Genomic DNA, 23,568 nt, shown 5'->3' with positions numbered 1-23,568 from the left:
TAGTCCGCCTCCCGAAGCGGACAGGATTTTTCAGGCCGTGCAACAGCGCCTGAGTCACCAAAAGGGCGCTAAAACCCTGGTGGTGGTTTGCGCCAGCGGCGGCGGGATTCAGGCCGCCGGCTGGACAACGCAGGTCTTGACCGGCTTGCAAGCGGCATTGGGCACGGACTTTACCAAAGCCATCGGCCTGATCAGCGGCGTATCCGGCGGTTCGGTCGGAAGCTTGCACTTTCTCGACCGTTTCGACGGCAGCGGTGCGCCGCCCAACGATCCGCTGATTCTGGACGACATCTTTCAGGCGGCAACCGCCGATAGCCTGGGAGCGACCGGATGGGGCCTGGTGTATCCGGATTTGTGGCGCTTGCTGGGCTTGCCGTTTCTAACAACCGAACCGCGAGATCGCGGCGCGGCTATCGATCTGGATTGGAAAACGCATATGAAGCATCCAAACGCCACCTTGCGCGGCTGGGCGCAAGCGATTGAAAACGGCAAAATGCCGATACCGGTATTCAACGCCACCATCGTCGAGGACGGCAGGCGTTATTTGCTCAGTCCGATGACTTTCGGTCTGGCCCCGGAGCAGGGGGTGGAATTCAATGGCTTGTATCGGGACTGCGATGTCGATGCCAGTACCGCCGCCTTGTTATCGGCCACTTTCCCTTATGTCACCCCGGTGACCCGCAATAGCCGCGCGCCGCAAAACGAACCGATTTTCCATGTCGCCGACGGCGGCTATTTCGATAATTTCGGCATTGTCACCGCCGTCGATTTCCTGGAAAAATTACTCGAGCAAGACCAGTCGCGCACGATTGAAAAAGTGTTGTTGGTGGAAATCCGCGCTTTTCCGGACGAGCCGCCCTTGAAAACAGCCCCGGACCACCGGGTGGGCTGGAAGATGGCCTTGTTCGGGCCGATTTTCACCATCGTCGGCGCCCGCAACGCCACGCAAAGCCAGCGCAATGCGGATGATGTACAGGATTTGATCGAGCAATATCGGGGTATGGTCGAGATTACCGACTACAAAATCGCCTTCCCGAAAATCAAGTTTTTCCAGATGCCTGTACCGGAAACAGCCAAGGCCATGTACGAAAAATTTGCCGCTAAAAAACCGGACGACAACACGGCGTTTGAAAGTTATTGGCATGAAAAGGCGGAAACCCAATACCAGCCGCCGCTTTCCTGGACCCTGACCAAGAAACAACGCCAGGACATCAGAAGGGCATGGCGGGAGTTACTGAATACCGAAAATTCCGACGCGGCTAAATTGATCGCCCGATGGAAGGCATCGCACCCCGGCTGACGATTCATGGGCTTGTAAACCAACCGCGCCTTTGAACGTCGGAGGCCCGAACGGGTGGTCCAATTAAATGCTGGATTGCCCGTTTTTTGACGAAAAGAGGGGGAGATTATTCGATCATCCAGTGCTTGAACCGGATAACACCGGCGCACTGAATCGCGCCTGCGCGGCGTCGAGCAATTGCGCAAGTTTAATTTTGAGCCGCAAGCGCATAATTGGAATTAAATTTTTTCGAAAATGCAGTCCGGACGATAGAATTATCCAGGTCCACATAGCTTCCGAGTCCAGCATGCAACAACCCGATAAAAATTACCCGATTGGCTGCCAGGTTTGCCGAAACACGCAAGATCTGGGTATCGATTTCACCATGGCGTTTCAACCGATTGTCGATGTCACCCGCGGAAGTATTTACGGTTATGAGGCCCTGGTCAGAGGGCCTCATAACGAAAGTGCTATTAGCGTGTTATCGCAGGTCAATGACGGCAATCGTTACCGGTTCGACCAAAGTATTCGGGTCAAGGCGCTGGATTTGGCCAATAAACCGGGTTTACAGGGCATATTGAGCATCAACTTTTTGCCCAATGCCGTTTATCGGCCGGAAGCCTGCATTCGCGCCACGCTGGAGGCTGCCGAAGAATTAAACTTTCCCACCGAGCGGATCATGTTCGAAGTCAACGAGGGCGAGCGCGTGACCGACGGCGATCATCTTCGCGGCATCTTCGAGGAATATAAACGCCACAATTTCATCACGGCGATTGACGATTTCGGCGCCGGTTATGCCGGTTTGAATCTTTTGGCCGAATTACACCCGCATATCATCAAACTGGACATGGCTCTGACGCGCAATATTCATACCGACCGGGTCAGGCGCTCGTTGGTGTTTGCGATATTGGCGGCCTGCAAGGAATTATCCATACAGGTGATTGCCGAAGGCATCGAATGTATCGAAGAATGCGTGGTGCTGGCCGAGAAAGGCGTGGAATTGTTTCAGGGCTATCATTTCGCAAAACCCGGGTTTGAATGTCTGCCGTCAATACCCGAGTCGGCTTGGCCAACCATTGGATAAATCATAATAGCGGCCGTTCGCCGCGGCAAAGCGGGGGGCGACGCTGCGAATACGCTTTGCCGGTAACGATCAAGAAACAGGTGCATCGCCCCGCCAAATGAAAGGCGTCTCGTAGCAGCGAGGCATAGACGCTATGATGGCCTTGCGAATCGCGACTATGCGTCGCTCCCACCATGACTTTCAGGGTAAAAGACAATCAGTCGCTTCTCCCGCCGCACCCGCGGGGCATAAAGGAGAAGGTTAGGATGAGGGTATGTAAAACAATAGTTTATTGGTTTTCACCCCCTCACCCCAACCCGCAAGGAGAGGGGGCTTTTACGACAGCCTCGATGATAAGAGGTTAACCTTTTCCAGCTTCCAACATCTCCCTGGCATGCGCCAAGGTGTTTTCCGTGATGGTCACCCCGCCCAGCATGCGGGCGACTTCGGCGATGCGTTCGTCGTCCGTCAAGCGGCGTACCGTCGATGAGGTTACCGCCGCCTTCTGGTTTTTCGCCACGAATAAATGCTGATGGGCTTGCGAGGCGACTTGCGGCAAGTGGGTGACGCACAATACCTGGCGGTTTTTGCTCAGGCGGCGCAGTTTTTGACCGACGATTTCCGCGATGCCGCCGCCGATGCCGGAGTCGACTTCGTCGAAGATCATGGTGGGGGTGGTTTTGTCGGTGCTGGTGGTGACCTGTATCGCCAAGCTGATGCGCGATAGTTCGCCGCCGGAGGCGACCTTGGCCAAAGGTTTGGCCGGCAGGCCGGGGTTGGTGCTGACCAAAAATTCGATGGCGTCCAGGCCGTTGCGTTGCGGTTCTGCGGCGGGGTCGCAGGTGATATTGACCAAAAACTCGCCGTGCGGCATGCCCAGTTCCTTGATGGTGTCCGAGATGCGCTGCTGCAATTCGGTCGCCGCGGTTTGGCGGGAGACAGACAGTTCGGCGGCCAGTTGCCGGTATTGTTTCAACTGATTGTCGCAGTCCAGCGTCAGGCTCTCGATGCGTTCGCCGCCGTGGCTGATAGCGTCCAGTTCGGCCGCCAATAGTTGGGCGTGTTGCGGCAATTGCTCCGGTAGAGTTTTATGCTTGCGGCTGAGGTTTTGCACGATGCCGATCTGATTTTCCAGCCAGACTAGCCGTTGCGGGTCGGCTTCCTGATTGTCCAGAAAGCGGCGCAATTGTTGCGACGCTTCGGCGACTTGTATTTCGGCTTCGTTGAGCAACTCGACAATGCCGTTCAATTCGCCGGCATATTCGGCCAGTTCGCCGATGGCGTGGCCGCAGTGGCCGAGCATCTGGCTGACCGATTGCTGGTCGTTGTCGTACAAAATGTCCAGTTGCTGCTGGCCGACCCCGAGTATCTTGCCCAGATTGGCCAGCTTGTGGTGTTCCTCGGCCAAGGTGGCGTAATCGAAATTGTCCAGATCAAGCTGTTGTAATTCGTCCAGCTGATAACGCAACAGTTCTTCGCGTTCGGCTTGGTCGCTGCCGGCCTTCAGCAGTTGTTGCAGGGTTTTGTGGCTGTGTTTCCAGTTTTGGTAACAGTCGTTGACGGCGCCCAGCAAGGCCTGGTTTTGAGCGAAATTATCCAGCAGCAGGCGTTGTTCGTCCTTGTCCAGTAAAGTCAAATGCGCGTGCTGGCCGTGGATTTCCACCAGCTGCCGGCTCAAGGCCTGCAAGGTCTGCAGGTTGACCGGCCGGTTGTTGATGTAGGCCTTGGAGCGGCCGTCTTCGCTGATGGTACGTCGTACCAGACAATGGCCGTCGTCGTCCAGCTCTTGTGCCTCCAGCCACTGCCGCACCAGCGGGGCCTTGCTTAAGTCGAATTCCAGATTGACTTCCGCCCGCTTGCTATTGGGGCGCACGTAACCGGAATCGGCGCGGTCGCCCAAGGCCAGTCCCAGCGCGGTCAGTAAAATCGATTTGCCGGCGCCGGTTTCGCCGGTCAGCACCGACATGCCGGGGTCCAGGTCCAGGTCCAGGGCGTCGACGACCGCTAGATCGATAATATTCAGGTTTAACAGCATAGGTCGGGCGGATTAACCGCGGCTCCAGTAGAGTTTGCTTCTGAGAGTGTTGAAATAGTCGTGGTCTTCCGGATGCAAAATTTTAATCGTCTTGTCGGCTTTTTTGATAACGATTTTGTCGCCTATCAGCACGTCTGGAATTTCTAGATGATCGCAGGTGACCAGGGCGTTGATTTGCTTGGCATCGCTAAAGCCTATTTCGATGCTGACCTTGTCGTCTATCACCAGCGGCCGGTTGGACAGGGTATGCGGATTCAAGGGCACCAGCACCAGCGCGTTCAGGCCCGGATGCAGAATCGGCCCGCCGGCGGACAGCGAATAAGCGGTGGAGCCGGTGGGGGTGGCGACGATCAAGCCGTCGGAGCGCTGGGTATTCAGATAGACGCCGTCGATGCTGGTGACGATCTCTATCATGCTGGGAGTCACCCAACGATGCACCACCACTTCATTGACGGCGGTTTGCCGGTGGATTTCGGCGCCGTCCCTGAAAATGGACGCATGCAGCAGGCAGCGCCGTTCGGTTTTATGGCGTCCGGCCAGAATTTGTTCCAGCCGGCCGATCAGCTGATCCGGCGAAATATCCACCAGAAAGCCCAAGCGGCCCAGATTGACGCCCAGCAAGGGTATTTCGAAATCGGCCGCCGCGCGGGCCGCCGCTAGAAAAGTACCGTCGCCGCCGACCGCGATGATCAGGTCGCAATATTCCGGCAGGCGGTCGATATGCAGGCCCTTGACGTCGGCATTTTCCAGCAGGTCGACGCTTTGGCTGTCCAGTAAAACCTCGTGCCCGCGGCCGTGCAAAAAACGGTACAGCTCCGTTAGGGTAGGGGCGATGCCGGGATCGCCGAATTTACCGACGATGCCGATGCGCTGAAAAGGTGTGGGCATGGTTTGCAAGGGTTTGACAAAATAGGGCCGGATTATACAAACAAACCCGGGCCGGCGTAGGGCTATCGTAGCACCGCGTTTATCCGGCTTGCGCCTTATCGATACGGCGAGGCCAAAAAGGCAGGCTCAGTATCAGGATGCATGTCAGCCAGAGCAGCAATTGGCGGTTTTGCAGGCTGTAGCCCAGGGCAACCGGCAAGCCCTGAACGAAGTCCGGGTGGGCCTGGATGAAATCGTATGCCGACATGAAGGAGTAGGTTTCGCCGATGAGGATGGCCGGCGCGCCCAAGCACAACAGATAGGCAAGATAACGCTGCCAATGCGGTTTCTCCGTGTTGCCGGCCAGCTCGGCAAGGCCGAATTTAAAGCCGTGTCGAGTAAGGACAAAACACGCGGCCAAGCCCAATATGCCCAGGGCCGGGATGGCGAATTGCTCCGCCGAAAAACTCAAATACCGCCCATCGTAAGCCAATTGATAGGTTTTTATGATGGCCAGCAGACTGAACAGTAAATAGCTGGCGCGCAGGTTTTTAGCCAATCTTTTATTGGCCGGTAGTTGTTGTAAAACGTCGTAACAACGCCTTAGCAAGCCATCCGCCAAGCTAGCGTTGATGATAATCATGAATACGGTATAGGCTTGCTGCCAGAAGCTGTAGCTGGTGCGCCAATTCAGCCAAGCCATGTCCACCAAGGCGATGCAGAACAATTGGCCCAGGGTCAGAAAAACCAGCATGCGCGAGAAAGACAGCTTTTGCAGTCGCTGGAAGTCGCAAGCCGCCACAAGCAGCAACAGGCCGACTGCCCAGGCAAACTGCCGGAACCAATGCGGGTTTTCCGTCACCGGGCCGGTCAGCGGGAACACCGGTTCGCGGTCAATATCCAGCAAGCCCCAGTTGGCGCCCACCACGCCTTCACTATTACTTTTCCAGGGCTGGTTGAAGGCTTCGACGATGTTGTAATCGAAGCCTTGCCGGTTGGCGACTTGAATCAATTCACGAGTAAAGCGGGCCGCGTTGACCACGCCGGGTACCGCCGCGCCGCGCTGCCGACCAATGGAAGGCCAGCCGGATTCGCCGATCAGAATCGGTTTATCCACCCCCATCTCGCGGGCCTTGTCGCTGATCAGGCGCACGATGTTTTCCACATGGGCGGCGGCATGTTCGATGGCGACCGGTTCGTCTTCCCAATACGGCAGGATATGGATGGTGATGAAATCCACTTCCTTGAACAGTTGCGGGTATTGCATATAGCTGGACCAGACGTCGGCGAAGGTAACCGGCTGCTTGATAGCCTGTTTGACTTGGCGGATATAGCCTATCAGGCTGTCGATATCCATGTCCTTGCGCAGCAGCACTTCATTGCCGACGATGACCCGTTTCACCACATCGGGGTTTTGGTTGGCGGCCGCTATCAGGGCCTGGATTTCGATTTTATTTTCCGCATGGCCGTCGCCCAGCCAGGCTCCCATCATCATGTCCACGCCGTATCTACGGGCAAATTCCGGCGTCGGCTGCATGCCGCCGCGCACGGAATAGGTGCGGATATTGCGGGTTTTATCGGCCACGGCCCGCACATCCTGCTCCACATGCTCGGGTAACGGAAAATTTTGCGTAATGGGGCTAAAGCCGGCGTGATACGGCGCGAACGACAAACTGCGCAATTTGCCGGCCGGCACATCGGGGCCGGCATCTTGCGGTCTATTGCACAGCCAGGCGATGGTGCCGTGAATCAGAACAACGAGTATCAGGCTGCTGAGAACTTTGATGGATGGCATAAAAACAAATGGCGCGGCTGCGATGGCAAAGTCGGCGATTATAACGGCTTTGTCCGGCGGTTAAGTTTGGGAGGCCGTAAATCGGCGGCGGAAGACTGTCCGGCTAGCGATTTTTTATATCCCGCATTTGGGATTCCGCCCAAAATAAACCCGCATTCTGTTTCCTCCGGGAGGGCTGGGGTGAAGGGGGATAGGGAAGCTATTAGAGGCGGAAACCTTAGCTTCCCAGGCGAGTAGATGGATGGATTCCGTTAGAGAGGACGATGGCTGCTTGAAGGCGGTTTCTTGCGGTTGATGGAGCCGCCATAACGGCATGGGTGTCGTGTTGGTAAAACCTTACGCGCCGTAACGGGTTCAAGACTTATAATGTCGTCGCGGTCGGCGGGGGTTTTTGCCGGATGAAGTCAAATCCATTTAACGATACAGGTAGTATTTCAAAATGTTTCAAAAACTCTATGACAGGGTCATTCTGTGGTCCAAACACCGTCACGCGGTAAAATTATTGTTCGCTCTGAGTTTTGCCGAGTCCTCGTTTTTTCCGGTGCCGCCTGATGTGATGTTGGCGCCCATGGCGTTGGCGCGGCCCAAGCAAGCGCTGCGTTTCGCGCTTTGGACCACCCTGGCCTCGGTTTTGGGCGGGGTGTTCGGCTACGCCATCGGTTTTTTCCTATTCGACGGCATAGAGCCATGGCTAAAAACCTCCCACTATTGGGAGGCGTACCGGACCGCCACCGCATGGTTCGGCGAATGGGGTTTCTGGGCCGTGCTGGTGGCCGGCTTCTCGCCCATTCCCTACAAGGTGTTTACCATTGCCGCCGGTGCCTTGAATATGGTTTTCGTGCCATTTGTGCTGGCATCCGTATTGGGGCGGGGCGGGCGGTTTTTTCTGGTTGCGATGCTGATTGCGGCCGGCGGCGAGCGTCTGGAAACAAGGCTGAGGGAATACATGGACAGATTGGGCTGGGCGCTGGTTGCCGTCGTAATGGCTGGCGGCTTGATCTACAGCTTCATGCGTTAAGGAAAGTGCGTCGCCAAGCAGCTTGGTTCGACGCGGTCGTAACATTCATTTTTAAGGATACATAATGCCAGCTTCCGGTAGACAAAATTCGGCTGAACGGCTTGGGGAAGTCTTCAAGCATGGGGCCTGGGGCTCGGATATTATTTCCGGTTTTTTGGTGTTTTTGATTGCGTTGCCGCTGTCCTTGGGCGTGGCGGTGGCCTCGGGCTTTCCGCCCATGGCGGGTGTGCTTTCCGCGATTATCGGCGGCTTGCTGGTGTCGCGGATTAACGGATCCGCGCTGACCGTCGTCGGCCCGGCGGCGGGCCTGATCGTGGTGATTTTCGCGTCGGTTCAGGCCTTGGGGCAGGGCGACAACCTGGCCGGCTATCGATATACCCTGGCGGCGATTGTGTTATCGGGCGTGCTGCAATTTGTATTGGGATACTTCAAGGCTGGACGCTTGGCGGCGTTTTTTCCCGCTTCCGTGGTGCACGGCATGCTGGCGGCAATCGGTATCATAATCATCGTCAAGCAACTGCCGGCGATGTTGGGCATACAGCTTGAAACGCCGGACAATATGTTGCTGGCGATTTGGCAACTTTTGCGGGCACAGGCGTTTTTCGTGCCCAGAATCGGCCTGATTGCTTTATTCGGCCTGTGTATCCTGATGGGCTGGCCGCAACTCAAAAATCCGCTGCCGAAGATCATTCCGGCTCCGCTGTTGGTGATCGTCGTGGGCATGGGGCTGGGTTACCTGTTCAATCTGGCGGAATTCAGCCCGGATGCGCTGTTCAATTTGCCGCCGGACATCGATATCGGCGGCCCGTATCTTGTATCGATTCCAGATAGCCTCGCCGCCGCCATCGTGTTGCCGGACTTTGCAAAACTTACCAGCCCGGTATTTTGGCAAAGCGTGATTTCCATCTGTCTGGTGGGAAGTCTGGAAACGCTGTTGAGTACCGCGGCGGTGGATAAATTGGATCCGCAAAAACGCTATTCCGATCTGAACAAGGATTTGCAAGCCATGGGCATCGGCAACACCCTGTCGGGCATGATAGGCGGTTTGCCGATGATCGCGGAGATCGTGCGTAGTTCCGCCAACATTGACTACGGCGCCAGAAGCGGCTGGTCGAATTTCTACCATGGCGGGTTTTTGTTGCTGTTCGTGATTTTGTTTCCTTGGCTCATTGCCCGCATACCCTTGGCATCCCTGGCGGCCTTGCTGGTTTATATCGGCTATAAACTGGCTTCGCCACGCGCATTTGCCAGGACGCTGGATTTGGGCAAGGAGCAACTTTACATATTTGCCGTTACCATCGTCGGCATATTGATCAGCAATCTGTTGGTCGGAGTAATGTTGGGGATTGTCGCCAAATTGCTGGTACATCTGGTCAGAGGGGTGCCTTTTAGAAACCTGTTGTCCATCTCGTACCGCATGGAACAAGTCGCCACCGATAACTATCGGCTGAAAATCGACGGTTCCGCCATCTTTTCCAATTTCATTGCGTTGAAAAGCCAACTGGCGACCCTGCCGCAAGGCAAAACCATCGTGTTTGATCTGGCGGACGTTTATTTGATCGATCATACCGTGATGGAATTTATCAACGCTTTTCGCCGCGACTACATCCTGCAGGGTGGCGACTGTGAGATTCTGGGCTTGGACGACCACGCGGTCGCCGGTAATCACGATTTGGCCGCCCGTATCAAGCAATAGATCGAGATGGCGGAGGTGTTGGGTTGGGACGCGACCGGATGCCGTTAAAACGGGAAGCGGGCCGTTACGCCCGCTTCCCTTGCGACCGTCAAGCGTTCGTGCCTTTGAGTATGTCCAGCACGGCCTGGGCATGGCCTTCGTGATTGACGCCATAGAGGGCTTCAATCAATTTGCCGTCCTTACCGATAATGAAGGTGGAGCGGACGATTTTCCATTTTTTGACGCCGTCTTTTTCCACTTCTTGCCAGACGCCGTAAGCATCGCAAACATCGCCGGAGGTGTCGGCCAAAAGCTGTACATTCAAGCCGTATTTGCCGATAAAAGCCCTGTGGCTTGCGCAATCGTCCTTGCTGACGCCAATCACCACCGCATCCAGCGCCGCAAACTCATCGGCCATGGCGGTGAAATCGTTGGCCTCTATGGTGCAGCCCGGGGTGTCGTCCTTGGGATAAAAATACAGCACCACGATTTTTTCGTCCCGGTAATCGGACAAATATATTCTTTGATTGTCTTGGTTTGTAGCGCGAAAAAAGGGTGCTTCCTGGTTTTTTTCTAATAATTGCGACATTAATATCTCCTCTTGAATGGGATATAAAACGGTCGGTCGCGACGGTTGAGTCATGAGCCGACAACGGTTGGTGGTCCCGTCGCTTGCCAGCATAATCCGGCTTGCGGCTCAATGCCAGTAATCGATGATGACCGCGCTAAAAAACCGCCGTAAACCCGCAACGGGATAACCCTGAAGAAATCGCAACCTGAAGTGTAGGGTGGATAAGTCCGGCGCATCCACCATGATTGCCGGATGTGCCGCGATTAATACGACCAGCTTTCAAACGCCAACGGCAGCTTATTTAAAATATCCCGCCTTTCCCGCCAATTTGGCATGAATTTGTCCATGTGGGCACGAAAACGTTCGTTATGCTTACGTTCCAGCAAATGCACCAGCTCATGAACCAGGATATATTCCAGGCATTCGGCTGGTTTTTTGGCTAATTCCAAATTTAACCAAATACGTTTGGCGTCGATGTTGCAACTGCCCCATTTGGTTTTCATCTTTTTCACGCTCCAGCCGGCAAGCTCAACTGCCATGCGTTGCCGCCAATAGGGCATGAGCTTTTCGATTTGGGTTTTAAGCTGAGTGCGATAAAACTCGCTCAAGACCAAGGCACGATTTTCAACGGATGTACCTGGATTGACGAATAGATGAATTTTGCCGCCGGATACCTTAACTTCATGCCGACCCACTCGTTCGACAAGATTCAAACGGTGACGTTTTCCCCAAAAATAGTGACATTCGCCGCTGACCATTTCTCGATCCGATTGCCGAGGTTGCGCGGCAAAGTCGCGCTGCTGTTTTTTGATCCAAGGAATACGGCTGACCACCGCCATGCGAATGGCGGTGTCAGTCATCTTTTCCGGGGCGGACACACGAATGCGACCATCGGGCGGCAGTACGCTGATATGCAGGTTTTTAATCGCCTTGCGATTCAATTGCAGCGACAACGAGCCAATCTTAACCTGCGGCATTAGTGATAATCCTTTTGCGCTTTAGCCAACTCCATCACGCGCGGAATATCGATGTCATAGCCTGTTGTTTCTTCCCGAATGGCATTGGCAATTTCTCGCTCTTTAAATCGATCACCCACCCAATCGGCTTTTTTGGTGTAGCGGATCGCGTTATCGATTTTGGTGGCCAGCACCTCGTCGTTGCCAAAGTTGTCGAAGAACGCCCGTTTAGCTTGAGTATCCATGGAAACCGGATAACTTGAATTGGTGTGTTCAGGGTGGATGACCTTGCGGGATAACTCTCGAATGCGTTCCAAGTATTCTTGATAGTCAATGGCTTTTTGCCGACGCTGCTTAATCAACTCATCTAGTAATACCGACATGTGTTCGTAATATTTGGGGTTGACCGGGTTTTCATCGACGATGGTGCGACGGACATTGTTTTCGATGGTTTCCGCCATGGAATCCTGATTTTTGCGGATGCTCTCCGGTAATGATTCCGTGGTTTCTATGCCTTTTTCAACGATAAGTTCAATCAGGCCCAGCTCTTCAAAATCCATCAGTTGTTCACTAGCATCGGCGCGAATATACATATCCAGCAAATGCCGCATAGCCGGTTCAAACCGCTTCATATCGACCAAATCGCCACTAGCCAGCTTGACCTCATCACGGACTTTTTCGTAATGTGCCACTTCCGCCCGAATCTGCTCCGTTTCAAGGACAGAAAATCCCGCCCGCGGCAGTTCATTGGCGATATTGGCATAAGCTCGAATCAGCTTGGCGACGTTTTGATACAACGTTAGACGCAACGCTTCTTTCTCGCTGAGCGTCTGCTGATTAACGCCGGATTCGCCGCAAAAGTAATGGATGTAGTCTTGCGTTACCCGAGGTGCTTTCACGGGTTCGCAGAGTGTACGGACCATTTCCAAGGCATTGTCCAAGTCCAGCCGCGCCTGTTCCAGACGGTCTTTCAGCAGTCCAGCCACATCATCCTTGTCGTAACCTTCGAATGCGCCTTGGGTGTAATCGGTAATCGCCTTGTCCAGCGAACGGAACAAATCCTTGTAATCGACGATGTAACCGTATTCCTTGTCATCACCGTCCAGACGATTGACCCGGCAAATCGCCTGAAACAAATTGTGATCGGCCATTTGCTTGTCGATGTACAAATAGGTGGCGGAAGGCGCATCGAATCCGGTCAGCAACTTATCCACCACAATCAGCAAGCGCATTTGCCCAGGCTCTTCGACAAAGCGCTTTTTAACGGCTTTCTCAAACTCTTCCACCCGGTTGGCCGCAAGATCGGCGGGCTGTTCAAAGTAATCGGCCAGCATCTTGCGATAAATGTCGTATTTGAACAGCTTTTCGGTCAGGCCTTCGCCGGTTTCCTCGCCACGGATACTGGTCGCGGTGGGCTGAAAGCTGGTAACGATCGCCACTTTACCCGCCAAATCCGATTGACTGAACATTTCATAGGCCTTGCAAGCCTGATAAACACTGGCACACACCAGCATCGCATTGCCGTAGCCGTCCATCAGCCGGGGCTTGGTGTCCATATCCAGCAAGATGTCGTTGACTATCTGCTGCAAGCGGGACTTACTGGACAGTACCTTTTGCAAGGTCCCCCATTTTTGCTTGAGTTGGGTTTTGGCAATGTTGGATAAACCGCGGGTTTTGGCCTCGAACCACTCGTCGATTTTCTTTTGCGAGGTGATATGCTGATCGATGTCGCGCGCCTCATAGCGCAAATCCAGCACCACGCCATCGGCCACGGCTTCATCGAATTTGTAGGTGTGGATATACGGCCCAAACACCTCCACCGACTTTTTCTTGTCTTTTTTCAGCAGCGGCGTGCCGGTAAAGCCGATAAACAGGGCAGCGGGCAAAATCGACTTCATCGCCTCGTGCAATTTGCCTGATTGGGTGCGGTGGCACTCGTCGACAAACACGAACAAATCGCCCTTGACCTTGAAATCCTTGGGTAGGGATTTTTTCAGTTCTTCAATAAAGGCATCGGTGGCGCCTTCATCTTCGCCTTCGGATTGCCGGCCAAATTTATGCACCAAAGAACACACTAGCCATGGATTGGGCTGGTTCAAGGTAGCCACCAAATCGGCGCCGCTCTTGGTTCGGTAGATGGTTTCTTCGACGCCGGTGAAGACTTTTTCGATCTGCTCGTCCAACTCGGTACGGTCGGTGACGATGAGAACCCGACTATCCTTGACGTTCTCCCGTATCCACTTGGCCAGCCACACCATGGTCAAACTTTTACCCGAACCTTGCGTGTGCCAGATGATGCCGCCTTCGCGCCGCGCGATATGTTGTTTGGCGGCTTCAATGCCAAAAAACTGGTTATGCCGGCAGGTTTTTTTCACACCGGCATCGAACACCATAAAATCGTGGATGATTTGCAAAAATCGTTGTTTATTGCAGATTCGGCTTAGATGAAAATCCAATTTGTGTGCAAAGTCATGGGCGACATCCTCTTTCCATTCCAGATAATACTTTTCCGGCGTTTCGATGGCGCCGTAACGCAAGCCCTGGGTATCGTTACCGGCCATCACCAGTTGCTGGGTGGTGAAGAAGTTACGGATGAAGTCTTTCTTTTGGTTATCCAGATTCTGCCGAATACCTTCGGCAACCGACACAGATGAGCGCTTCAGCTCCAGGATGCCTAAGGCAATGCCGTTGACGTACAGCACCAGATCGGGACGCTTAAGGTTCTCGCCTTTGATGGAAACCTCTTCGGCAATAGCAAAATCGTTGGCTTGCGGATTGTTCCAGTCGATCAACCAGACGGTTTGATTCTGCTCGCCAGCGCCTTCCTTGTCTTTCACACCATAGCGCAGCAGGCGATACACATCTTTGTTGGCGTAATAGAGTTTTTTACCTTCGCCCAGTGCAGCCGCCGTATCCAGTTGGCGTATGGCTCGGGTGATCAGCGCATCACTGATACCGCGCTTTTGCAGCCAGGCGGTCAGTAGGCCGGTTTCGATGTTTTTGTTGCCTTCGCGATCCTGCCAATCGCCCAGATAGCGATAACCCAGCTCGTTTTGAAAAAAGTCGACAATACGATGTTGTGTGGCGCGTTCCTTTTGACCCACCTTGCTCATTTTATGTACTCCGTTAAACCCAAACTTATTAGCCAACAAACCTAAACTGCTATAATGCCCTAGAACAAAAAAGAGGTTACGCCATGACTGGTCGAAAAGTCGTAAAGAAAGTGAATAAAGACCGTATTTACCGAGCGGTTGCCAGTTCCAGTGCTATCGAGACAGGCGAATCCGTTAAGGTGGTCGAGCAGAAACTCAAATCCAGTGAAAACAAATTTCGCTATTTGGCATTAGCAGATTAACCGCTAATTCTTGAGTATATCGCTGACCAAACGGCCTATGTGCTGGTAATCACCCGCATGCCCTGCTTGTATAGACTTGTAATAAAAATCTTTATGTTCATCCCATAGCGAATAATCCAGGGGCTCATACCCCGCTTGAGTCGCCATCACGTCCATTAGCAATCTGGAAATTCGGCCATTTCCCTCTCGAGAATATTTCATAAATCTACCATTCTGCCCAGATCGTCACTCGATTGCAGCTAACGGTATAAAGTGGTTTTCAGGTAATCATCCGTTACCACAAACTCCGGCTCTTTACCGGTCAGCGCTCGCGTCAACGGCACAATTTTAGTCCTCACGCCCATGCCTCGATAATCGACATAACCGTAATCCCGCAGCACTTCCATGATGAGGGTATTGCGCGGCGAACGCTGACCGGCTTTCATTTTTTCTATCGTCATCGAATTCGGCAGCGCACCGGGGCTGATCACTTCAAAGCGATCGGCATACGAGCCCACTTCGATTTCCACAAAGCGCGTCCAATCCCTGTGCGCCAGGGCATTGATCAAGGCCTCTCTTACGGCTTCCAGGGGATAGAACCACTGGGTTTCCCGCCTTAAGCTCTTGTTTATCTCGCCCGCTTCTTGGGAGATAAAAGGGCTGACTGCATCCATAAACCGTTCGATGATGCCTCGATCAAACAGTCTTTTACCCGCAGAATCGACATCAAAACGACCCACCATCGGTCCATCTAAAATATCATCCAGTTCCGCCTGATATTCTTTGTCTTGCCCTTTAAACGCCATGACACGCAATCCAGACTGTTTTAAATAGCGGCGCGGCGTCTTACCAAACAACATCAAGCCGGCGATGGTGCAACACACGTTGCCAGCCGCTTCGGTGAGAAAACCCAGTCCCAATAACCGAGCCTGCCAAGCTTCGGGTGAGCTTGGCACATCAGAGTCTCTGAGAATATCTTTCAAATAATTGCTTAAACGGGCATCATCCAAACAACTCATATCGGTACGCGGAACGGGCATCACTTCCGTATGCAACATGCCGCCCAGCTCAAACAAACGCATTTGCTGTTCGCGGGTGGCGAGTCGCGACGTGGAGCCGACACGGATGTAGATTTCTTCCTTGCCGCGATTCCTCAACACGTAAGGTTTGGAAATGCCTTGCGGAAAACTAATTACGGCAACCGCCTTACCGTCATCCAGCTTGATTTCTTCATAAAATGGCAACATGAGCGGATGAACTTTGTCCTGCATGACATTCATCACCCATTCTTCCAGGTTTGGACGCTGAATGCCGCTCACCGTGCCGTCATCTTCCACGCCCAATATGACTTTTCCGCCTTGAAAATTAGCCATCGCCACGATTTCCTTGGCTAACTGCTCGGGACGAATATCATCGCGCTTAAATTCGACACCCGAGTTTTCGCCATTGGCGATCAATTCCAAGAGTTCGGCGTTACGCATGTTTGCTTTCCTTCTGTGTCACACGTTCGCGCTGACCCACTTTTAACATTTGCTAGCTCCCGTTACGCTATTTTGCGCCAAATTACCGCTTTAAAAACATTGCCGTCACGATCATCAATAAACTCAATATTCGGATAAGCCTTAATGGCACGCAAAATTCCGCTACCCAAACCTCGATACGGCAAAACGCGAGGCGCAAAAGAGGCCAGAATAGGGTTTCTTACATTGGAATTGCCCAGTTTGATATTTTCGATAGTCAAATTATTCGGCAAATGACCGGGGCTAATAATTTCCACACGATCAGAAAACACCAAAATTCTGACGGGGGCGGAAACAAAATAATCCCGATGAATTAAGGCGTTGGCAATCAGTTCTTCCAAAACAATGCGCGGAATTTCCGGCTGACCCAAGGAATTGACGCTTTGTCCGGCTTGAACATGATGGATATTGCCAAGTATAAAACTCAAGGATTTTCTAAATACATCCGTCAACTTGCCATTAATATCCTGGCTATCAATGTAATTGACATCTGTTATATCGCGGCCAGGAAAAGCAACCGCCTTAACAATGAACATCGGCAAGCGAATCTGCGGCTTTAAGGCAAACAATAAAGCACCGCAGACATTCAATTGCCCCGCTTTCATCAGATTCATATTTTCCAACAGCCGATCCGAAGGCAATTCCTGATCCGCAAATGCTTCACCGATAAATTGGGTAAAAAACTCCTCAAAAAATGGAATATCAATATCAGCAATGGAAGAACCTGGCACGGGCATTTCATCGGCGTGAATAAACGCCGCTGCTTGAAACATCCGCTGCAACTCTTCTCTGGCCGTGACTTTCCGTTTATCGGCACCATTTTTTACCCAAATCAGCCCCTGATTATCCATATAGGGTTTATTGAAGCCTTGCTCAACCATGACCACAATCACCCGGCCTTCGGGTAATTCGAAATTTTGCGTCAACGGGTTAATGGCTGGCCTGATGTTATTGGTTGCCGCATTGGCAATCAGCTGATTGATCTGTCTAATATCGTCGGCAGTAAGGCCGGTAATGCCGCCATCGTCGTTCACACCGATCAATATATAACCGCCGTTCGAATTGCTAAAAGCCGCCATTTCCGCCGCTAATGCATCCGCATGTTTTATCGTGGACTTGAATTGGTGGCGGCTATCTTCGCCATTAGCAATCATGGCTAATAATTCTTCTATTTGCATGAAAATTGAAAATGGATAATTGAAAGTTGAAAATGTATGCTCATTGATTCGCCTTGGATGTTTTGACGATTGAAACCAGGAGTTTCAATAACTCCTGAATATCCGGTTTGATGGATTGATAGCTTTCCGGGGTGATTTCGCCGGATTGATGTAATAACTCAATCCAATAATCGGTTTCGTTTGCTTCTTTAAGGGCAATACTCATTTTGTTGATAAAATCAGCCTTACTTTGCGCATGTTCTGCCTCTCGCACCAAAGCCCCAATCGCCGTGCCACTGCGTAAAACTTGTTTACTTAATACGTATTCTTTTTTATTGCTTTGCAAAAATTTCGACATCTTTACTACGCGCAAGGCGAAGGCAAAGCTTTTTTCGCTAATCGGATTAGGCTTCGCAAATGGAGAATTGACAGTTGATAATTGAGAATGATTTTGCTCGTTCATTATCCATTCTCCATTTTCAATTCTCCATTTACTAACCGGATTCTTCCGGTTAGTAGTTCCTGCATCATGCCTTGTTTGATTTGGCGGGTTTTGCTCAGGCGTTGTTGCAGGGTTTGGATTTCGTTGTCCATGTCGGACAGGATGGTGGCAATGGCGGTTTGTTCTTCAACACAGGGGATTGTTAGAGCAAATTCTTTAATAACCTTCCAATCTGATCTTGGCATGTGAGTTCCATATGCTTCAGAAGCTGCTTCAATAAAACTATCCGTAGTTACTAAATCGTAAACATACCGTGAAATAGCTCGTTCCCCGATTGGTTGTAACACCCATATTTCAGTTGAACAAACACCAGTTCTGTCAGCAAGCCAATATTTTCGTAAATAAGAGCGCAGCTTTCCAAAAAGCACATCACCCTGTGAAAATTTGTTTTTCAAAGATGACTGGATTGAAGTAACAGTACTTCCATTCAAAGTTCCGTCGGCAGAGTTAATATGTTCTAATTCAACGCACCACTCGCCACATCCAGTAACTCTTGGGTTTACTCTATCATTTCTAATGTAGGCAATATCTCCAAATCGAACAGTCTCCCAATCCTCCGGAATATCCCCCAACTCACTCTGCTTATAGCCCTTTAGCGTACCGTCTTCGCGCAGGGCGAATGGTGGCAGGCGGGTGCGGCCTGTGAGGAGTTGCTGCATGGTGGCGGTTTTGATGGCCTGTTTTTTGGCAATCAGTTTTTCCAACTCGTTAATCAGGGCATCGACATCGGACAGGGCGTTGGCAATGGCGGCTTGTTCTTGGGTTGAAGGTAGAGCAATTACCGAGGCTCGAATTATTCCATTATAAAGTCGAGCTATGGTGCTGCCTTCAGATGATGCCCATTTGATTAACTTATAGTAGTGAAATAAGTAATCATTAAGTAATTTGCCTTTGTCAATTTCGAGCCAAACGATATTTGAATCTTGGAAATATGCTGGTTCCCCGTCATAAATAACGGACTTTCCAAGTGTTCCCGCTGCGGATATTAAAATGTCGCCTTTATTAGGAAAGTAATACTTCGCTTTAAATTCATCATAAAGAGAAGTCGGAATAAATGCGTCAGGCTGACTTCCAAACGTTCCTATTTTGAAAAATGGAATTTCCCCAATTTTTCTTGTTTGCCAAGCGAGAATTCGTTTGCACATTCGAACTTCAGAAATTTCTCCTAAAGATGTAGCCTGCCAATCCAACGGAATAACCCCAACTTCCGTTTTCTTATATCCAGCCGGCACAACTTGCCCAGCACCTTCTTCCAAATACTTAACACTCGCTTCGGCTATCTGATTGCTTGTCGTCATAACGACCACCCAGCTTTGTAGGATGGGCTAAGCGATAGCGCAGCCCATGCGGCTTTAACGATGGGCTTCCTGGCGTCAGCCCATCCTACCTTGTTCGCCATCATACCGCCCACTCCAAACCCATCCCCTTCAAGTGTCCAGCGACTTTATCACTCAAGACATCAACCGATTGGGTAATGGCAGGCAATGGCTCTGCATAACGCTCTTCCAGTTCTTTAACCCGGTTCGCCAATTGCTGGGTGACGCGCTCGATTTCGGTTTGAATGTTGGTCTGCAAACTAGCCAGCCATTTGTCTTCGACGATCAGGGTTTTGATCTCTTCTTCGCTCAAGCTGGCGTAATGTTTGAACGCAGCCAAATCCAAAGCTTCCTGATGTTCCTTGAGGGATTTTTTACCTTCCGCTTCGGCGTCGAACAATTTTTGCGCCTGTTTCAGCGCGGCTTTTTCGTCGGTATCGGTGGCGAGTTTTAAACGGGCTTTGACGCTCGCGGCGGTCACTTTGTCTTTGTCGTTGAGGGCCTCGCTGAGCAGACCATCGTCGCCGCTGTGTTCTTCAATATAGCTTTCCAGCTCTTGGCTGGCGGCATCCAGCTCGGCCTGGATTTGGTCGATGCGGGTTTGCTGGGATTGGAAGTAACGCGCCACCAGCAAGGCCGGTGGAATCAGTTCGGCTTTGTATTTGGCTTTATTGATGATGAGATCGGGTGTTTCTTTAAGCTTTTCGCCTTTCTGCGCCACCAGTTCGCGCAAGGTTTTACCGGCTTGCCAGCCGTCTTGTACCAACACATAGACATCGTCTTGCATGACCTCGTCCCAGTAATCCATCAGGATTTGGTAAACGTCGTATTTGTTGAGCAAGGCGCTTTTCGAATAGGCTTGCAACAAGTCTTCGCTGATGCGCTGGATGATGGCTTTTGGGGTTATGTCCATGGATGGACGGTATGCCGACGCGCCAGGAGGCAGCGCGTCGGCGGGGCCGAACGGAATATCTTTCAGCATTGCGCGTTCGCACCACTCTTTAAATGGTTGAATGCTTTGCTCGGCAAAGGCGATGAATTCCGGGTGGTTCAATATGCTGGGTTTGACTTGAGCGGTCGAGATCAATGCCTGGCTGTAGCCGGGTCGAAGTTCCGCAAACAGGCTGTGACGCAGACTAGGGAATACCTGCCAATAATGTTGCAACGCATCGATGTCGCGGTTCGGTATGCCACCTTGCAAATGCCCACTTAAATCGTGCAGGTCTTCGGGTTCGCTACTGTCGATGTAGCGAGGAATATTCAGGTTGTAGTCGTTGGCGGCGATTTCGCTTAACGCCACCATGCGGCTATAGCGCGGTAAAACCAGTTGTTTGGTAAAGGCATCAACGATGAGGTGAATGTCCTGAGTGCGCAGGCGGTTTTTGTTGCCGTCTTTTAGATAGCCTTTGCTGGCATCGATCATGAAGATGCCGGTTCGATGAGCAGCATGTTCTTTATCAATGACAATGATGCAGGCCGCAATGTTGGTGCCATAAAACAGGTTGGCAGGTAAACCGATAATGCCTTTGATATAGCCTTGCTTGAGCAGGTTTTCACGAATCCGCGCTTCGGCTTTGTCACGAAACAAGACGCCATGCGGCAGAATCACCGCGCCTTTGCCGGTGGATTTGAGGCTTTTGATGATGTGCAGCAAAAAGGCATAGTCCCCCCTTTTATCGGGTGGTATGCCCCAGGTGAAACGGTCAAATTCGTCCTTTTGTGGGTTAATGCCGTTGGTCCAGTTTTTGTTGGAAAACGGCGGATTGGCGACCGCGAAATCGAAGGTTTTGAGCTTGCCGTTGGCGTCTTTCCATTGCGGATCGGCAATGGTGTTGCCTTTCCAGATTTTGGCGGTGGCGTTGTTGTGCAGAATCATGTTCATGCGCGCCAACGCGCTGGTGGCGTTGTCCATTTCCTGACCGAAGATGGTCAAACCGCGCGGTGCTTCGTCACTGGCTTTTAACAACAACGAGCCGGAACCGCAGGTGGGGTCGTAAACGCTGGCGTCTTGCGGGGTGTCCTGGCTGATGCCAATGACTTTAGCCAGAATGCGCGAGACTTCCGCCGGGGTATAAAACTGGCCTTTGGACTTGCCTGATTCGGTGGCGAAGTGGCGCATCAGGTATTCGTAGGCATCGCCCAGCAGGTCGTCACCATCTGCGCGGTTGGCGGATAAATCGATGCCTTCAAAAATACCCACCAGCTTGGACAGGCGGTCTATCATGTCCTTGCCTTTGCCGAGTTTGTCTTCGTCGTTGAAGTCGGCGACATCGATCACGCCTTTGAGGTCGTTTTCTTCGGCCAGGGCGCTGATGATTTTGTTGATCTTCTCACCGATTTCTTTGTCGCCTTTCAAGGCCACCATGTCGTCGAAGCTGGCGCCATTGGGTACGACGATCATGCCGTATGGGTCGCCCTTGTACTTGTCGGACACGTACTTCATAAACAGCAGCGTCAGCACATAGTCTTTGTACTGGCTGGCGTCCATGCCGCCGCGCAGTTCGTCGCAACCGGCCCAGAGGGAGGAATAAAGTTCGGTTTTTTTGATGGCCATTGACAGGTAGCTATTCCGTTAAAGCAAATCAGGACTCAGACCAAGGGTTCGCGAGCGCATGAGTTTGACATATCCACACAGACACCCATGCAAAAATGCAGCGTTTCAGTCCGGGGTGTGTTTGATCGGTAAAATTACGTAGTCCAGTGTTGCCGGTTGGATTTACGCTGCCCGGCATATTGCCGACTCGGGGTGACGTTCGCTTGATGAACCGATAAATTAAAATATCAGTTTTCGCGCGAAGGGTGAAAAGTTCGGTGTGTAGCAAACAGATCGGGGCCCCGTTACTTTTATAGGTATCGGTAAGATTGTCGCCGCTTAGGCTGATTTTATTGTTTCGAGGAGAAGCCGACCCGCGCTAATCAGGTCAAGGGGGGGGTATAAAAACAAAAGCCCGCAGTAAATACGGGCTTTTGCTGATTGTTTGGCGGAGAAAGAGGGATTCGAACCCTCGATACGTTGCCGTATACACACTTTCCAGGCGTGCGCCTTCGACCGCTCGGCCATCTCTCCGGATCAATTTTTCAGCCGCGCATTATGAATGAATTGTGTAAGGATTGCAATCTTGTTTACGCATTTGACGCAAAACCACTGGTTCAGGCTCTTGGCTGGTCAAATTCCGGCTGGAAAGAGCGTTTTTGGTTATGCTTGCGAGATTGCTTAAATCGTTTTGGCTTATTGACATAAAAGGAATAGGTATGGACCAAGTGACGAATCCGGCCGAGGCTCGCGCCGGCCTGCTGCCGGAGATTGTGGCCGAGACTGCGGCAATCCAAGAATTTCGCCGCGACATTCACGCGCATCCCGAATTATGTTTTGAGGAATTGCGCACGGCCGAGCGGGTGGCGGAGGCTTTGCAAGCTTGGGGTATTTGCGTGCATCGCGGTTTGGGCAAGACCGGCGTGGTGGGGACGATAAAAGCAGGCAGCTCGCCGAGCGCTATCGGCTTGCGGGCGGATATGGATGCCTTGCCTATTCTGGAACAAAATGGTTTTGCCCATGCGTCGGTCTATCCCGGCAAGATGCACGCCTGCGGGCATGACGGGCATACCGCCATGTTGCTGGCTGCTGCGCGCTATTTGGCCCGGCATAAAAATTTCGACGGCACGGTGCATCTGATTTTTCAACCGGCCGAAGAAGGCGGCGGCGGGGCGGATGCCATGATCAAGGACGGTTTGTTTGAGAGGTTTCCCATGCGGGCTGTTTACGGCATGCACAACTGGCCGGGGATTCCGGTCGGGCAATTCGCGGTCGGAGAGGGGCCGGTGATGGCGGCGTTCGATACCTTCAGGGTCGTGATTCGCGGCAAGGGCTGCCACGCCGCGTTGCCGCATCTGGGCTTGGATCCGGTGCCGGTGTCGGCGCAAATCATCACGGCGTTTCAAACCATACTCACCCGCAGCGCCAATCCGCTGGATAGCGGGGTGTTGTCGGTTACCACGGTGCACGTGGGCGAGGCAAAAAATGTCATAGCCGACAGCTGCGAAATGACTGGGACCTTGCGGACGTTTTCGGCCGATTTGATGAACTTGATTCAGCAACGCATGACGGACATCGTTAAGCATACCTGTCTGGCGCATGGCATGACGGGGGACATCGAATTTACCGAGGGTTATCCGGCCACCGTCAACGATCCGCAACAGGCCGAGCTGTGCCGGCGGGTGATGGCCGGTATCGTGGGCAAGGAAAATGTGTTGCGGCAGCAGCCGGTAATGGGGGCGGAGGATTTCGCCTACATGCTGCAACAATTGCCCGGTTGTTATTGCTTCATCGGTAACGGCCAGGGCGAGCACCGTTTGCCGGCTCACGGGCTCGGCCCCTGCACCTTGCATAATGCCAGTTACGATTTCAACGATGAAATTTTGCCGTTGGGGGCGACTTATTGGGTGAAACTGGTGGAAAGCTGTCTGGCCGTTGCGGAATAAA

18 protein-coding genes and 1 tRNA gene are annotated in these 23,568 nt (G+C 52.3%); 6 read left to right on the top strand and 13 right to left on the bottom strand.

Annotation, left to right across the window (positions count from 1 at the left end):
• Together NP590_RS14460 and NP590_RS14455 are read left to right on the top strand one after the other, a co-directional pair.
• Nucleotides 1–1,300: hypothetical protein (locus NP590_RS14460; protein WP_256603254.1), on the top strand; the 1,300-nt coding region annotated here is incomplete at its 5' end.
• A gap of 286 nt (nt 1,301–1,586) precedes the next feature.
• On the top strand, nt 1,587–2,363 hold the full coding sequence (locus NP590_RS14455; protein ID WP_256603253.1) for an EAL domain-containing protein: 777 nt from the start codon (nt 1,587–1,589) through the stop codon (nt 2,361–2,363).
• A gap of 340 nt (nt 2,364–2,703) precedes the next feature.
• Here NP590_RS14455 and recN read toward each other — a convergent pair whose 3' ends face one another.
• The 3 genes from recN to NP590_RS14440 all read right to left on the bottom strand — a co-directional run bounded on the left by recN (nt 2,704) and on the right by NP590_RS14440 (nt 7,039).
• Nucleotides 2,704–4,377 (bottom strand): DNA repair protein RecN, encoded by a 1,674-nt coding sequence (gene recN, locus NP590_RS14450; protein WP_256603252.1) that lies wholly within the window; start codon nt 4,375–4,377, stop codon nt 2,704–2,706.
• Nucleotides 4,378–4,389: 12 nt separating this feature from the next.
• Complete coding sequence (locus NP590_RS14445; RefSeq protein WP_256603251.1) at nt 4,390–5,265, bottom strand: NAD(+) kinase; 876 nt, start codon at nt 5,263–5,265, stop codon at nt 4,390–4,392.
• A gap of 79 nt (nt 5,266–5,344) precedes the next feature.
• Nucleotides 5,345–7,039, bottom strand: coding sequence for a glycoside hydrolase family 17 protein (locus NP590_RS14440; protein ID WP_256603250.1), 1,695 nt, complete (start codon nt 7,037–7,039; stop codon nt 5,345–5,347).
• A gap of 439 nt (nt 7,040–7,478) precedes the next feature.
• Here NP590_RS14440 and NP590_RS14435 point away from each other — a divergent pair, with 439 nt between their 5' ends.
• Nucleotides 7,479–8,057, top strand: a complete 579-nt coding sequence (locus NP590_RS14435) for a YqaA family protein (RefSeq protein WP_256603249.1) — start codon at nt 7,479–7,481, stop codon at nt 8,055–8,057.
• 64 nt (nt 8,058–8,121) lie between these two features.
• Nucleotides 8,122–9,753 carry a SulP family inorganic anion transporter gene (locus NP590_RS14430; protein ID WP_256603247.1) on the top strand — a complete coding sequence of 544 codons (1,632 nt, stop codon included), beginning with the start codon at nt 8,122–8,124 and terminating at the stop codon, nt 9,751–9,753.
• An 88-nt stretch (nt 9,754–9,841) separates the two neighbouring features.
• Here NP590_RS14430 and NP590_RS14425 read toward each other — a convergent pair whose 3' ends face one another.
• From NP590_RS14425 to NP590_RS14415, 3 genes are all read right to left on the bottom strand, one after another.
• A complete protein-coding gene (locus NP590_RS14425; protein ID WP_256603246.1) occupies nt 9,842–10,321 on the bottom strand; it encodes a peroxiredoxin in 480 nt (159 codons plus the stop codon).
• A gap of 245 nt (nt 10,322–10,566) precedes the next feature.
• On the bottom strand, nt 10,567–11,280 hold the full coding sequence (locus tag NP590_RS14420) for a M48 family metallopeptidase (RefSeq protein ID WP_256603244.1): 714 nt from the start codon (nt 11,278–11,280) through the stop codon (nt 10,567–10,569).
• Entirely contained in the window at nt 11,280–14,372 is a 3,093-nt protein-coding gene (locus NP590_RS14415; protein WP_256603243.1) for a type I restriction endonuclease subunit R, read from the bottom strand. Before NP590_RS14415 ends, NP590_RS14420 begins: the two co-directional genes overlap by 1 nt.
• Nucleotides 14,373–14,455: 83 nt before the next feature.
• Here NP590_RS14415 and NP590_RS14410 point away from each other — a divergent pair, with 83 nt between their 5' ends.
• Nucleotides 14,456–14,614, top strand: coding sequence for a hypothetical protein (locus tag NP590_RS14410; protein WP_256603242.1), 159 nt, complete (start codon nt 14,456–14,458; stop codon nt 14,612–14,614).
• A 3-nt stretch (nt 14,615–14,617) separates the two neighbouring features.
• On the opposite strand, the gene NP590_RS14405 is transcribed toward NP590_RS14410, so the two are convergent.
• From NP590_RS14405 to NP590_RS14375, 7 genes are all read right to left on the bottom strand, one after another.
• Nucleotides 14,618–14,815: a hypothetical protein gene (locus NP590_RS14405; RefSeq protein ID WP_256603241.1), complete on the bottom strand. Its 198-nt coding sequence runs from the start codon at nt 14,813–14,815 to the stop codon at nt 14,618–14,620.
• 38 nt (nt 14,816–14,853) lie between these two features.
• Nucleotides 14,854–16,074, bottom strand: a complete 1,221-nt coding sequence (locus NP590_RS14400; RefSeq protein WP_256603240.1) for an RNA-binding domain-containing protein — start codon at nt 16,072–16,074, stop codon at nt 14,854–14,856.
• A gap of 62 nt (nt 16,075–16,136) precedes the next feature.
• Complete coding sequence (locus tag NP590_RS14395; RefSeq protein ID WP_256603237.1) at nt 16,137–17,291, bottom strand: RNA/DNA-binding domain-containing protein; 1,155 nt, start codon at nt 17,289–17,291, stop codon at nt 16,137–16,139.
• 40 nt (nt 17,292–17,331) lie between these two features.
• A complete protein-coding gene (locus NP590_RS14390) occupies nt 17,332–17,733 on the bottom strand; it encodes a four helix bundle protein (protein ID WP_256603236.1) in 402 nt (133 codons plus the stop codon).
• Nucleotides 17,733–19,070 (bottom strand): restriction endonuclease subunit S, encoded by a 1,338-nt coding sequence (locus tag NP590_RS14385; RefSeq protein WP_256603235.1) that lies wholly within the window; start codon nt 19,068–19,070, stop codon nt 17,733–17,735. Before NP590_RS14385 ends, NP590_RS14390 begins: the two co-directional genes overlap by 1 nt.
• A 100-nt stretch (nt 19,071–19,170) precedes the next feature.
• The gene (locus NP590_RS14380) at nt 19,171–21,642 is read right to left on the bottom strand and encodes a type I restriction-modification system subunit M (RefSeq protein ID WP_256603234.1); all 2,472 of its coding nucleotides are present in this window, start codon (nt 21,640–21,642) and stop codon (nt 19,171–19,173) included.
• Between the two features lie 425 nt (nt 21,643–22,067).
• A tRNA-Ser gene (locus NP590_RS14375) sits at nt 22,068–22,155 on the bottom strand.
• Nucleotides 22,156–22,340: 185 nt separating this feature from the next.
• Here NP590_RS14375 and NP590_RS14370 point away from each other — a divergent pair.
• Nucleotides 22,341–23,567: a M20 aminoacylase family protein gene (locus NP590_RS14370; protein ID WP_256603233.1), complete on the top strand. Its 1,227-nt coding sequence runs from the start codon at nt 22,341–22,343 to the stop codon at nt 23,565–23,567.
• Nucleotide 23,568 lies beyond the last annotated feature (1 nt).

This window comes from Methylomonas subterranea, from assembly GCF_024505185.1.
Lineage (GTDB): Bacteria > Pseudomonadota > Gammaproteobacteria > Methylococcales > Methylomonadaceae > Methylomonas > Methylomonas subterranea.
This window is presented reverse-complemented; position numbering and strand designations above follow the sequence as displayed.

Excerpts from the sequence above, each read along its gene's own strand:
- NP590_RS14445 (WP_256603251.1), bottom strand. The coding sequence starts at position 5,265 with ATGCCCACACCTTTTCAGCGCATCGGCATCGTCGGTAAATTCGGCGAT.
- NP590_RS14405 (WP_256603241.1), bottom strand. The coding sequence starts at position 14,815 with ATGAAATATTCTCGAGAGGGAAATGGCCGAATTTCCAGATTGCTAATG.
- NP590_RS14425 (WP_256603246.1), bottom strand. The coding sequence starts at position 10,321 with ATGTCGCAATTATTAGAAAAAAACCAGGAAGCACCCTTTTTTCGCGCT.
- NP590_RS14400 (WP_256603240.1), bottom strand. The coding sequence starts at position 16,074 with ATGCGTAACGCCGAACTCTTGGAATTGATCGCCAATGGCGAAAACTCG.
- NP590_RS14370 (WP_256603233.1), top strand. The coding sequence starts at position 22,341 with ATGGACCAAGTGACGAATCCGGCCGAGGCTCGCGCCGGCCTGCTGCCG.
- NP590_RS14430 (WP_256603247.1), top strand. The coding sequence starts at position 8,122 with ATGCCAGCTTCCGGTAGACAAAATTCGGCTGAACGGCTTGGGGAAGTC.
- recN (WP_256603252.1), bottom strand. The coding sequence starts at position 4,377 with ATGCTGTTAAACCTGAATATTATCGATCTAGCGGTCGTCGACGCCCTG.
- NP590_RS14385 (WP_256603235.1), bottom strand. The coding sequence starts at position 19,070 with ATGACGACAAGCAATCAGATAGCCGAAGCGAGTGTTAAGTATTTGGAA.
- NP590_RS14415 (WP_256603243.1), bottom strand. The coding sequence starts at position 14,372 with ATGAGCAAGGTGGGTCAAAAGGAACGCGCCACACAACATCGTATTGTC.
- NP590_RS14380 (WP_256603234.1), bottom strand. The coding sequence starts at position 21,642 with ATGGCCATCAAAAAAACCGAACTTTATTCCTCCCTCTGGGCCGGTTGC.
- NP590_RS14395 (WP_256603237.1), bottom strand. The coding sequence starts at position 17,291 with ATGCAAATAGAAGAATTATTAGCCATGATTGCTAATGGCGAAGATAGC.
- NP590_RS14435 (WP_256603249.1), top strand. The coding sequence starts at position 7,479 with ATGTTTCAAAAACTCTATGACAGGGTCATTCTGTGGTCCAAACACCGT.
- NP590_RS14390 (WP_256603236.1), bottom strand. The coding sequence starts at position 17,733 with ATGAACGAGCAAAATCATTCTCAATTATCAACTGTCAATTCTCCATTT.
- NP590_RS14410 (WP_256603242.1), top strand. The coding sequence starts at position 14,456 with ATGACTGGTCGAAAAGTCGTAAAGAAAGTGAATAAAGACCGTATTTAC.
- NP590_RS14420 (WP_256603244.1), bottom strand. The coding sequence starts at position 11,280 with ATGCCGCAGGTTAAGATTGGCTCGTTGTCGCTGCAATTGAATCGCAAG.
- NP590_RS14440 (WP_256603250.1), bottom strand. The coding sequence starts at position 7,039 with ATGCCATCCATCAAAGTTCTCAGCAGCCTGATACTCGTTGTTCTGATT.
- NP590_RS14455 (WP_256603253.1), top strand. The coding sequence starts at position 1,587 with ATGCAACAACCCGATAAAAATTACCCGATTGGCTGCCAGGTTTGCCGA.